Annotated in this window: 6 protein-coding genes and 3 pseudogenes; 2 read left to right on the top strand and 7 right to left on the bottom strand. The window is 68.9% G+C overall.

The window, feature by feature from the left end:
• Positions 1-7 precede the first annotated feature (7 nt).
• The 7 genes and pseudogenes from B1L07_03000 to B1L07_02970 all read right to left on the bottom strand — a co-directional run bounded on the left by B1L07_03000 (position 8) and on the right by B1L07_02970 (position 7639).
• Complete coding sequence (locus tag B1L07_03000; protein ID AUZ54259.1) at positions 8-1090, bottom strand: hypothetical protein; 1083 nt, start codon at positions 1088-1090, stop codon at positions 8-10.
• A gap of 119 nt (positions 1091-1209) precedes the next feature.
• Positions 1210-2298, bottom strand: coding sequence for a DUF5009 domain-containing protein (locus B1L07_02995; GenBank protein ID AUZ54258.1), 1089 nt, complete (start codon positions 2296-2298; stop codon positions 1210-1212).
• A gap of 593 nt (positions 2299-2891) precedes the next feature.
• Positions 2892-4031: an N-acetylglucosamine-6-phosphate deacetylase gene (locus tag B1L07_02990; GenBank protein AUZ54257.1), complete on the bottom strand. Its 1140-nt coding sequence runs from the start codon at positions 4029-4031 to the stop codon at positions 2892-2894.
• Positions 4032-4377: 346 nt separating this feature from the next.
• Positions 4378-4626 (bottom strand): annotated as a pseudogene (locus B1L07_02985) (iron dicitrate transport regulator FecR).
• A gap of 105 nt (positions 4627-4731) precedes the next feature.
• A pseudogene (locus B1L07_02980) lies at positions 4732-5091 on the bottom strand (iron dicitrate transport regulator FecR).
• 198 nt (positions 5092-5289) lie between these two features.
• A pseudogene (locus B1L07_02975) lies at positions 5290-6312 on the bottom strand (LacI family transcriptional regulator).
• A gap of 43 nt (positions 6313-6355) precedes the next feature.
• On the bottom strand, positions 6356-7639 hold the full coding sequence (locus tag B1L07_02970; protein ID AUZ54256.1) for a glucose/galactose MFS transporter: 1284 nt from the start codon (positions 7637-7639) through the stop codon (positions 6356-6358).
• Positions 7640-8070: 431 nt separating this feature from the next.
• Here B1L07_02970 and B1L07_02965 point away from each other — a divergent pair, with 431 nt between their 5' ends.
• Together B1L07_02965 and B1L07_02960 are read left to right on the top strand one after the other, a co-directional pair.
• Positions 8071-9063 (top strand): glucokinase, encoded by a 993-nt coding sequence (locus B1L07_02965; GenBank protein ID AUZ54255.1) that lies wholly within the window; start codon positions 8071-8073, stop codon positions 9061-9063.
• Positions 9064-9123: 60 nt separating this feature from the next.
• Positions 9124-11799 (top strand): TonB-dependent receptor, encoded by a 2676-nt coding sequence (locus B1L07_02960; GenBank protein AUZ54254.1) that lies wholly within the window; start codon positions 9124-9126, stop codon positions 11797-11799.
• Positions 11800-11887 lie beyond the last annotated feature (88 nt).

Raw genomic sequence — 11887 nt, 5'->3', positions numbered from 1 at the left:
GAACCAGTCAGGGGGCGGTTTTCCAGGATGGCGCGCCTGCCCCTGCACTTCCCGTGGGTTTTCCGCCACAGGCCGGCTGCGCCAGCAGCCATGCCTGCGCCAGGCGCAGCGCATCGGCCGGCAGCGCCGCCGGAACATCCGCAACGATGCGGCTGCCATCGCCCATGCCGTTGCGGTCCTTCATCACCGTGGTGGTGAGCAGCAGCGTGCTGCCGTCGACCAGTGTCACCGGAACGTTGCCAGTGGAGTAGCCCATCGTCGGCGTGCCGAAACTGCGGCTGCCGCGACGTCCGCGCAGCGCCAGCACGATGGCCTCGCCGGAACTGGCGGTACGCCCGGACTGGAGCACCGCGAGCGGTGCCTCGGGATGGCGCAGGCGCCGGCCCGCGTCGTCCGCCGCCAGCCGCAGGGCCTGGCCCACCCAGACCGCACCGTCGCGGTAGCGCCATGGCTGCAGCCCGCCTGCATCCTGGAAATGCCCGACCACGTCCGTGCCACCGACGCGGCCGCGCAGCAGCGGCCCCACCCCCAGCAGCATCGGCCACATGTTGCCGCCGGTGTTGTCGGCCAGGTCCACGATCCAGCCGCAACGGCTGCCATCGTCCAGGCCCCAGAGCGTGTCCCGCAGACGCTGCGCGTGCTGCTGCTCGGCTTCCCGCTGCTGCGCGCGGGTGAGCCCCGGATCGGGCAGATAGGGCCCGATCGTGATCCGACCTAGCCGCGGGTCGATCCGCCCGGCCTCCGGCGCAGCAGACGCTTCCACAGCCGCGGGCAGCGCGGCCGCGGGCGCCGCCGCGCGGTACCTGTCGCGCAGCTCCGCGGCCGCCATCCACCCGCCATGACCGGCGGTCGCGCGGTGGATGGCGTCGGCCAGCAGCGCGCGTTGCCGTTCGGCATCGGTGGTCGCGGCAAGCTCGCGACGCAACGCCCTCCAGTCCACCAGGTTCCGATGCAGCGCCCGTTGCTCCAGCAGGCCCAGCATCTGCTCCCGCGCAGGCAACGAGGGCACCGGGGTGGCCGATAGCGCCCACGCCGGCAGCATCGCCATCCACAGCATCACCGCCAGCGCGCGTTTCCGCTTCCTGCACATCGTGGTTCCATCCCATGGCACATCGCTAATCGCTACCGATGCAGGATAGAACAGCGCCGGGAACAGGCCCAGGTCAACGTCCGTTGCCCGGGGAATGGGCGCGGACCCGGCTTTGGGGGCTAGATCTTCAGGTAGATCCGGCGCCGGTCCAGCCACCACATCGGCAGCCACCAGGCCGCGACGAAGGCGATGGCCATCGCCAGCGAGGCGGCTTCGGCACCGGCCAGCGGGGTGATCCAGCGATCGAACACGTGGCTGTACAGCCACCCCCAGCTGCCGGTGCCCAGCAATGCCAGCACCGTCACCCCGGAGCCGGCGTAGGCGGTGATCGCATTGACGCCGAAGCGCCGGCCCAGCGGCGGCCACTGCACGCGGTCGATGAGCACGTGCGCCAGCCACAGCGCAGCCAGTGCCCAACCGGACGTCCACAGCACGTAGGACGGCGTCCACAGGTTCTTGTTGAGCGGCTGCCAGCTGGACCACAGCGCCCCCAGCAGCAACAGCACCAGCGCGGCCGGGAGCAGCCGCGCCGCACGGCCCTGGCGCAGCAGCGCGCCGGCGCGCAGGCCGAGCAGGGTCGAGGCCAGGGCGCCGAGCGTCGACAGCAGCCCTTCCGGATCATGCCCCAGCCCGGTGGCGGCGTCGTAGCGGTAAGCCAGGTCGCCGAACACGACGGTGTCCACGCGACTGGGCAGGTTGTGCCACGGCTCGAGCGTGCCCCCCGCGGCCAGCAGCGCCGCGTAGCCGGACAGCAACAACAGCAGGCAGGCCCACTGCGTGGTCGCGCGCGACCAGATCGCCAGCGCGCCGACGGCGGCGAAACACACGCCGATACGCTGCAGCACCCCCAGCGGACGGTAATGCGCCAGGTCCAGCCACCACCACGCCAGCAGGTGCAGCAGCAGGCCCAGACCGACGATGCGTGCCGCCCGCACCAGCACCGTACGGCTCAGCGCGGCGCGGTCGGCACCCTGCTCGACCCGCGGCACCACGCCCAGCGCGATCGACACGCCGACAATCACCAGGAAGAACGGGAACACCAGGTCGGTGGGCGTGCAGCCGTTCCACTCCGCGTGTTCCAGCGGCGCGTACACGTGGCTCCAGGTGCCCGGGTTGTTGACCAGCAGCATGGCCGCGACGGTGATGCCGCGCAGCGCATCGACCGATGCAAAGCGGGTGGGTGTCTGGCTGGATGGGGAACTGCTCATGGAGGGTATCCCGTGCGGTCAGGTAGCGGAGGCCGGCAGACACCGCATCGAGAAGCGATTGACCAGCCCTTCGGTCTGTTGAAAAGAACTGCCACCTTTGCCGGAACCACAAGCAGAGGCCTGCTGTTGCTGTTGCTGTTGCTGTTGCTGTTGCTGTTGCTCGTGATTTGACTTGCCGGGTCCCCTTCCGCAGCGACGGCGCCGACGGACAAGTCCCCGCAAGCGGCGACGTGCTGGGATGCACGTCGTTCTTCGACGAGACAGGGATGTCTCGTCAAAAAAATCCCGGCGGCGGAGTGGACCCACGGCACGTCACTGCCGTGGGCGCGAAGGCAGGCGTGCTTGCTCTTGGCTACCTTCTCTTTGCACGAGCCAAAGATGAGTAACCCGCTCACGCGAAGCGGGAGCGAAAGCCGCTGCCGTTGCCCAGGGCCGATCAAAACGGGGCTTCGCACGATCGAACGCTGTGAGGCTCCGCCCGTACCCTCCCGCTCCGCGTCCCGGCCCACGCCAATGGCGTGGGCGCTCGAACGCACGCGCGCGCCAGCGGCGCGCAAACCGTGCCCTCCCGCCACGAAGGGAGAGCGGCTCCCTCACTCGCGCTGCCCGGCGATCCACGTCGCCTGCACCTGCAGCCTTTCATCCAGCAGCACGAAATCCGCCTGGTAACCCGCGGCGATATGCCCGTAACGGTCGTCCACGCGCAGGAACTGCGCCGGATACGTCGAGGCCATGCGCGCGGCTTCGGCCAACGGCAGCCCCAGCAGCCTGACCGTGTTGCGCACCGCGGTGGCCATGTCCAGCGCCGAGCCGGCGAGCGAGCCGGCGGCGTTGCGCACCACGCCATCGACGGCGGTGATGACCTCGCCATACAGCGCGAACGACGGATCGTCGGCGCCGACCATCGGCATGGCATCGGTCACCAGCATCACCTTGCCGCGCGGCTTGGCCGCCAGCGCCACGCGCAGGCTGGCCGGGTGCACGTGCACGCCATCGACGATCACCCCGCACCAGCTGTGCGGGTCCTCCAGCGCGGCGCCGACCACGCCGGGTTCGCGCCCCTGCAGCGGCGTCATCGCGTTGTAGAGGTGGGTGAAGCCGCTGATGCCGGCCTCCAGGCCGGCGCGGGTTTCCTCGTAACTGCCGGCGGTGTGGCCGGCGCAGACGATGGCGCCGTTGCCGACCATCGCGCGGATGGTCTCCACCGGCACCCGCTCGGGTGCCAGCGTGATCACGGTGACACCGTTGTCGAGCGCGGTCGCCATCGCCACCTCGTCCGGCCCCGGCACGCGGAACTTGCCGGCATCGTGGGTGCCCTTGCGCGCCGGCGCGATGTACGGGCCTTCCAGATGGATGCCGAGGATGCCGGGGACGCCTTCGGCGATGGCCTGGCGCACCGCGGCGATGGCCTGGGCCATCACCGCCGCATCGTCGCTGATCAGGGTCGGCATCATGCCGGTGGTGCCGAAGCGGCGGTGCCCGCGCATCATCGTGCGCAGCGACGCCACGTCCGGGGCGTTGTTGAGCAGCGCGCCACCACCGCCGTTGACCTGCACGTCGATGAAGCCCGGCAGCAGCCAGCCGCCGCCCAGATCGTGCCGCGGCACGCCTGCCGGCAGCGAGGCCTCGGGCAGTACCGCCGCCACCTTGCCGTCCTGCACCAGTACCGCGTGGCCGGAGTGGAAGTCGTCGTTGCCCAGGATGCGGGCGTGGGTCAATGCGTAGCTGGTCATCTTCTTGGTTCCGGATGCCCTCCCGCAGCCCTGCGCCGGGAGGATGAACAACGGCAGCGTCCCTGCCCGTTCGATGGCGGCGGCGGCAGGTCGCGCGCGCCTGCGCGGTGAGCCGGCGGCGGCCTGTGCCGCCCCCTGCGACGCGCGGCCCGCCGCGCAGGCCGGGGACCGGCGCTCAGACGGTTTCGGTCACCTTGTTCAGGTGCGGCGGCAGGTCCGGATTATGGCCCCGGCGCAGCGCCAGCGCGTTGATCGCGCGGTAGAAGCTCTGCACCGTCAGCAGCGGCGCGCACAGCGGGTGCGGCGCGGCCGCCACCGGCAGGTCGCCGCCCTCGCCCGCCAGCCACACGCGTGCGCCACGCGCGGCGAACTCGTCGGCCAGGGCGCGGGTACCGGCGCCGGTCTCGTCCGGCTGGGCGAAGGCCAGCACCGGGAAATCGCGGCCGACCAGCGCCATCGGCCCGTGCTTGACCTCCGCCGAGCTGTAGCCTTCGGCATGCAGGCCACAGGTTTCCTTGAACTTGAGCGCCGCCTCCTGCGCCGCGGCCAGGCCGGGGCCGCGGCCGACCACGAACAGGTTGTGGGCATCGACCAGGCCTTCGGTGAGCGCGCTCCAGTCGCACTGCCAGGCCTGGGCCAGGGCCGCAGGCAGGGCGTCGAGCGCGGCGATCAGGGTCGGGTCATCGCGCCAGTAGGCGCACAACTGCAGGATCGCGGCCAGCGAGGCCAGGTAACTCTTGGTCGCGGCCACGCTGCGCTCGGCACCGGCACCGAGCGGGATCACCGTATCGGCCAGCTGCGCCAGCGGCGAATCCTCGACGTTGACCAGCGCCACCACGCGCGAGCCGGCGGCCTTGGCCGCCTCGGCGTTGCGCAGCAGGTCCGGGCTCTTGCCGGACTGCGAGATCACCAGGTACAGCGCGCCCTGCAGCTGCTGCCGGGCCTCGTAGACCGACCCCACCGACGGCGAGGCCGAGGCGGTCACCAGCCCCAGCCGGGTCTCGAACAGGTACTTGGCGTAGGTCGCGGCATGATCGGAACTGCCGCGCGCGCAGGTGACCACGAACGGCGGCGGGTTCTGGCGCAGGTCCGCGGCCAGCGCGCGCACGCGCTCGTGGTTGCGGGCGAACTGGGCGGCGATCACCGAGGCGCTGGACGCGGCCTCGTTGAACATCAGGGTTTCGGTCTCGCTGGGCAACATGGTTCTACTCGGAAAGATCGGGGAAGGGGAAGGCGGCCGCAACGGCTGCTGGCGCAGCGGCGCGGTGGAGCCGCGCACCACCAGCTGCGGCACGAAGCCCTGGTTCTGCAGCTGCACCGGGTTGTCCTCGTAGGCGTCGGTGCGCAGCTGGCTGATCAGCAGCCGCGCGGCATGCCGGGCGATGTCGCCGGTGGCCTGCTTGGCGGTGGTCAGCGCCGGCCACGACTGGCGCGAGAACGGGCTGTCCTCGAAACCGGCGATGGACAGGTCGTAGGGCACGTTGAGCCCGGCCGAGTTGGCCGCCGCCAGCACCCCGGCGGCGATCTCGTCGTTGGAGCCGAAGATCGCGGTGGGCGGCTCGCGCAGCGCCAGCAGCCGGCGCGCACCGCGGAAGCCATCGTCGAAGGTGTAGTCGCCCGGGATCACCAGGTGCTTGTCCAGCGGGATGCCGTAGTCCTTGAGCGCGGCCTCGTAGCCGGCATAGCGCTCGCCGCTGGAGCGGTGCTCCGGCCCGCCCCACAGGAAGCCGATGCGCTGGTGCCCGAGCTGGATCAGGTGCTCGGTGATCTCGTAGGCGGCATCGCGGTCGTCGACGAACACGCAGGCGCCGTCGGCCGGGTCTTCGGTGGCGGCGATGATCCGCACCGTCTTGATCCCGCGCGCGTTGAGCGCGGCCACCAGCTCCGGGCGCTCGGACATCGGCGCGGTCAGCACCAGCCCGGCCAGGCGCGAACGCTGCACCCAGTCGGCCAGTTCCTCGGCCAGCATCGGCGAGGTCGAGTCGCACGGATGGATCTGCAGGCCGAAGCCGGTCTCGCGGCAGGCCGACAGCACGCCGTTCTGCACGCCGATGATGTGGTACGGGTTCGGGTTGTCGTAGACCAGCCCGATCACGAACGTGGTGTTGCTGCGCAGGTTGCGCGCCGACGGATCCGGCTCGTAATCCAGCTCGGCGACCGCGCGCAGCACCCGCGCGCGGGTGGCCTGCATCACCGACGGTTCGTTGTTGATGACCCGCGACACGGTCTTGAGCGACACCTTTGCCCGCTCGGCGACGTCCTTGATGGTGGGCCTGCGCATGACGGTTTCCTGGCTGGACTGACTGGCCGCCATGATGCTCGATTCAGCCGCCATGCGCGCGGCCCGCACGCTGCCCGCGGACAGCGAAATAGAGGATGTACAGGTAGCACGGCACCATCAGCGCGGCGAACACCAGCTGGAAGTCGAAATGCTGCTTGAGCACCGCGAACGCCTGCGGAATGATCGCGCCGCCGGCGATGCCCATCACCAGCAGCGCCGAGCCGGTCTGGGTGAAGCGGCCCAGGCCGCGGATCGCCAGCGGGAAGATCGCCGGCCACATCATCGCGTTGGCGAAGCCCAGCGCGGCCACGAAGCCTACCGAGACGTAGCCGTGGGTGACGTACGCGCCCACGCTGAACAGCACGCCGAGCGCCGCCGAGACCGCCAGCCAGCGCTCCTGCGAGATGAAGCGCGGGATCAGCACCAGGCCGACCAGATAGCCGACCAGCATCGCCGTCAGCGTATACGAGGTGAACAGCTTGGTCTGGTCCAGCGGCAGGTCGAAGCCATGGCCGTAGGTGCCGATGGCGTCGCCGGCCATCACCTCGGCGCCGACGTAGACGAACAGACACAGTACGCCCAGCCACAGGTGCGGGAACTGGAAGATGCTGTGCTTTTCCGCGGCGCCGTCGGCGGCCACGGCGTTGGCCTCGGCCGCGCGCACTTCCGGCAGCGGCGAGAACAGCACGCCCACCGCCACCAGCAGCAGCACCCCGGCGATCACCATGTACGGGGTATGGATCTTGGCGGCGAAATCGCTGAGCAGCTGCGCCTTGGTGGCCGCGTCCGCGACCTGCACCTGGGCGTCGAGATCACCGATGCCGTGCAGCACCAGCGAACCGATCACGATCGGCGCCAGGATGCCCGCGACCTTGTTGCAGATGCCCATCAGCGCGATGCGCTGGGCCGCGCCCTCGATCGGACCGAGGATCGAGATGTAGGGGTTCACCGCGGTCTGCAGCAGCGCCATGCCGCCGCCGATCACGAACAGGCCGCCCAGCGCACCGGCGAACCAGCGCTGCGTCGCGAACTGGCCGAACATCATGGCCCCCACCGCCATCACCGCCAGGCTCAGCGCCAGGCCCTTCTTCATGCCGGTGCGGTTGAGGATCAGCGACGCCGGCAGCGCCAGGAAGAAGTAGGACAGGTAGAACACCATCAGCACCAGGAACGCTGACACCTCGCTGACCTCGAAGGCGAGCTTGACGAAGGTGATCAGCGGCCCGTTGATCCAGGTACAGAATCCAAGGATGAAGAACAGGCCGCCGACGATGGCGATCGACGACGCCATGCCGGTGCGCGGCGTGGAAGCGGGAACAGCGGACATTGGTCAAGGCTCCTGCAGCTGCGAGAGGGACGGCTCACGCCGACCGGTGGTAACTGGGAACAACGTTGTCACATTTATGGTTGGGTGCCGACGCGTTTGTCAACAACGCGTGTACGCGTGACCCGCCTGCCGCCCACGCTGGCAGCGCGCCGCACGGCATGCAGCCAGTGCTCGCGCGCTTGAAAACGCAGGGTTTGCCGGCCGCCTGCTTTCGAATGCAACCGAACCGCAGCCGTCGCCGCCGCGCAGAACGGCGCTGCGGCGCAGCATCGAAAGTTTCAACTATTCGTTGACATCGTTGTCAGAACGATTACAGACTCGGCTCCCGATGGCGCCTGACGGGCGCTCCCCCAACGCCATAGGGAAACCGAGTGACCGCTGCCGCCCCCACACTGCAGACCTTTCCGCTCGACAGCGCGTCTCTACCTTTCATGGCCGCCGACGTCGGCGGCACCCATGTCCGCGTCGGCCTGATCCGCGCCGGCGGCAGCGATGGCGGGACCATCGAGATCCTGTCCTACCGCAAGTACCGCTGCGGCGACCATCCGAGCCTGAGCGCGATCCTGTCCGACTTCGCCAGCCACCACCCGCAGGTGGCGCACTGCGTCATCGCCAGCGCCGGCTACGCGTTGGCCGACGGCAACGTGATCTCGGCCAATCTGCCGTGGCCGCTGTCGGCCAGCCGCATCCGCGACGACCTCGGCTTCGAGGCCGTGCACCTGGTCAACGATTTCGAGGCCGTCGCCCACGCCGCCGCCCACATCGACGGCAGCCTGGTGCTGCAGCTCACCGGCCCGGCGCAGGCGCCGCGCGGCCCCACCCTCGTCGTCGGCCCCGGCACCGGCCTGGGCGCCGCGCTCTGGATCCCCGTCGGCGAGCGCTCGGTCGTGCTCGCCACCGAAGCCGGGCAGGCCGCGCTGGCCGCCGGCACCGAACTGGAAATGGCCGTGCTGCAGCACATGCTGCGCAACCGCAGCCATGTCTCCATCGAGCACGGCGCGCTGTCCGGGCCCGGCCTGCTCAACCTCTACAACGCCCTGTGCGCGGTGCGCGGCACCGCGCCCGTGCACGCCACCCCCGACGCGGTCAGCGCCGCCGCCTGCGAGGGCAGCGACCCGCTCGCGGTCCAGACCCTGGAGCTGTTCTGCGGAATCCTTGGCTCCACCATCGGCGACATGGCCCTGCTCTACGGCGTGCAGGGCGGCATCTACCTGGCCGGCGGCATCCTGCCCAAGCTCGGCCCGTTCCTCATCGGCAGCACCTTCGTCGAGCGGTTCCTCAACAAGGGACCCATGGCCAGGGCGCTGCAGCGCATCCCCGTGAAACTGGTCGAGCACGGGCAACTGGGCGTCATCGGCGCAGCCAGTTGGTATCTGGAAAAGTTGGCCACGCAAGCCTCGCAGCATAAGCAACAGATGCAATAGCAAGACCAGACGTAAAGCGGCACGCCCGTGCCTTTCATTCCGATGTTGAGGAGAGACAACATGCACCGCAAGACCCTGCTTTCGGCAGCCATCGCCGGCTGCCTTGCCTTCAGCGCCCACGCGCAGGAAGCGCAGCCCAAGGCGACCGACCTGGACACCGTCACCGTCACCGGCATCCGCGGCTCGATGGAAAAGTCGCTGGACACCAAGCGCGAAGCCAACGCACGCGTCGAGGTCGTCACCGCCGAAGATGTCGGCAAGCTGCCGGCGCACAACGTCGCCGACACCCTGCAGCGCCTGCCGGGCGTGAACATCAGCTCGTCCAGCGCCGACGAAGGCGGCTTCGACGAAGCCGACCGCGTCAGCCTGCGCGGCACCAGCCCGAGCCTGACCCAAACCCTGATCAACGGCCACAGCGTCGGCTCGGCCGACTGGTTCGTGCTCAGCCAGGGCAGCAACGTCGGCCGCAGCGTCAGCTACACCCTGCTGCCGTCGGAACTGGTGCGCTCGGTGGAAGTGAACAAGTCCTCGCAGGCCAAGCTGCAGGACGGCGGCACCACCGGCACGGTCAACATCATCACCCGCAAGCCGCTGGAATTCGCCAAGCAGATCACCGCCGAGGCCTCGATCGGCGCGGTGCGCTCGGACCAGGCCAAGTCCAACGACCCGCAGCTGGCCGGCCTGTTCAACTACAAGAACGACGACAACACCTTCGGCGTCATGGTGCAGGCGTTCAGCCAGAAGCGTGAACTGCGCCGCGAAGCCCAGGAGCTGCCCTCCGGCTTCTTCCAGATCACCGGCAGGGACGGCAACGGCAACCTCAACGAAGTGGGCCTGAACAACCCGGACCTGATCGGCGTCTACGCGCCGGCGCTGCTCGGCTCGACCCTGTTCGAGCAGACCCGCGAGCGCAAGGGCGGCCTGCTTTCGCTGCAGTTCAAGCCGGCGGACAACCTGACCCTGGGCGTGGAAGGCTTCAGCTCGAAGATGGACGCCAACAACTACAACCGCAACTTCATGCTGTGGGGCGGCAACTTCGCCAACAGCGAGTCGCCCAAGCCCGGCTACGTGGTCAAGGACGGCGTGCTGACCAACGCGACGTACGCGGGCAAGCCCGGCACCAACTATGCCGTGTACGACATGATCTACCGCGAGGCCACGGCAAAGAGCAACTACGTCACGCTCGACGCCGACTGGCAGGTCAACGACCGGCTCGGCGCCAAGTTCCAGGCCGGCTCCACCAAGGGCGAAGGCTCGACCCCGCGCCAGTTCATCGCCGAGGTGACGCTGGCCGCCAATGGAGGCGCAAGCTGGGCCACCCATGGCAACGGCTCGCCGGTCGACTGGAGCCTGGGCGGCGGCACCGACCCGAGCGACGTGACCAGCTTCGGCACCTGGGGCAACCAGGAGGTCACCGCGCTGGACAAGGAGAAGTGGTTCACCGCCGACTTCAACCAGTACTTCGACAACGGCACGCTGAACTCGATCGACTTCGGCATCCGCTACGCCGACCACAAGCGCGAAGCGCTGTCGCCGGAAGGTGCGTCGCCGGGCGATATCTGGAGCGCGCTCAAGAACGGCGCCACCGCGTCGTATCCGGGCGGTTTCGCCAGCAACATCGGCGGCAGCTTCCCGCGCAACCTGTGGTACTTCACCCCGGCGGCGCTGAAGGAAGCCATCCTCAACAACTCCACCTGGCTGTCGGGCAATGACGGCCCCACCGGCCGCCACAACTATGGCGCCGAGTGGAAGGTCGAGGAAAAGAACTTCGCCGGCTACGTGCAGGCCAATTTCTCCGGTGACCGCTGGAGCGGCAACGTCGGCCTGCGTTACGTCAACATCGACCAGGACATCGACACCTACCAGGCCGTCAGCAACCCGGCCAATGCCGACGTCAGCAGCCTGTTCGGCGCCTGGAAGGCCCTGTCCTTCAACAACAAGCACGACCGCGTGCTGCCGAGCGCGAACCTGAAGTTCGATCTGTCCGACGACCTGGTGTTCCGCTTCGCCGCCTCGCAGACCCAGACGCTGCCGGACTACTCGGCGCTGGGCGCCGCGTCGAGCGGCTCGGACCTGAGCCGCACCGGCAGCGGCGGCAACCCGAAGCTCAACCCGGTGGTCTCGACCAACTTCGACGCCAACCTCGAGTGGTACTTCATGCCGCGCGGCCTGCTGTCGGTCGGCGCCTACTCGATGAACCTGAAGGACTATGTCGCCTTCGGCACCGAGAAGCAGATGCTGTTCAGCGAGCTGACCAACAAGCTGGAGGAATACCAGGTCGCGGTGCCGGTCAACTCCAACGGCAAGGTGACCGGCGTCGAACTCGCCTACGAACAGCCGATCGGCGACAACTTCGGCGTCAACGCCAACTACACCTACGCCGACGGCAGCACCTCGCACACCTGGGCGGACGGCAGCAACAACCTGCTCGGCACCTCGAAGAACACCTACAACGTCGGTGGCTACTTCGAGAACGACTCCTTCGGCGCGCGGGTGAGCTACACCTACCGCTCGGCGTTCCTGATCGGCCTGAAGGGTGCCAACCCGTACTACCAGGACGATTTCGGCACCCTGTCGCTGTCGCTGAGCTACAAGGCCACCGACTGGATGAGCGTCAGCTTCGATGCGCTGAACCTCAACAACCCGTCGCTGAAGTACTACCAGAGCGCGAGCATTCCCAGCGCGTTCTACAGCAACGGCCGCCAGTACTACCTGAACTTCCGCTTCAAGTACTGATCCATCCCGGCACGCCGCACCGCCGGGCAGCATGACGCGCCGGGCCTGGAGCATTCCGGGCCCGGCGTTTTTTTGAGTACCCTCCAGA

Source organism: Stenotrophomonas acidaminiphila (assembly GCA_002951995.1).
Taxonomy (GTDB): Bacteria; Pseudomonadota; Gammaproteobacteria; order Xanthomonadales; family Xanthomonadaceae; genus Stenotrophomonas; species Stenotrophomonas acidaminiphila_A.
This window is presented reverse-complemented; position numbering and strand designations above follow the sequence as displayed.

Bases quoted from the DNA above. Each gene is read 5' to 3' on its own strand.
- B1L07_02965 (AUZ54255.1), top strand. From the start codon at position 8,071: ATGGCCGCCGACGTCGGCGGCACCCATGTCCGCGTCGGCCTGATCCGC.
- B1L07_02970 (AUZ54256.1), bottom strand. From the start codon at position 7,639: ATGTCCGCTGTTCCCGCTTCCACGCCGCGCACCGGCATGGCGTCGTCG.
- B1L07_03000 (AUZ54259.1), bottom strand. From the start codon at position 1,090: ATGTGCAGGAAGCGGAAACGCGCGCTGGCGGTGATGCTGTGGATGGCG.
- B1L07_02995 (AUZ54258.1), bottom strand. From the start codon at position 2,298: ATGAGCAGTTCCCCATCCAGCCAGACACCCACCCGCTTTGCATCGGTC.
- B1L07_02960 (AUZ54254.1), top strand. From the start codon at position 9,124: ATGCACCGCAAGACCCTGCTTTCGGCAGCCATCGCCGGCTGCCTTGCC.
- B1L07_02990 (AUZ54257.1), bottom strand. From the start codon at position 4,031: ATGACCAGCTACGCATTGACCCACGCCCGCATCCTGGGCAACGACGAC.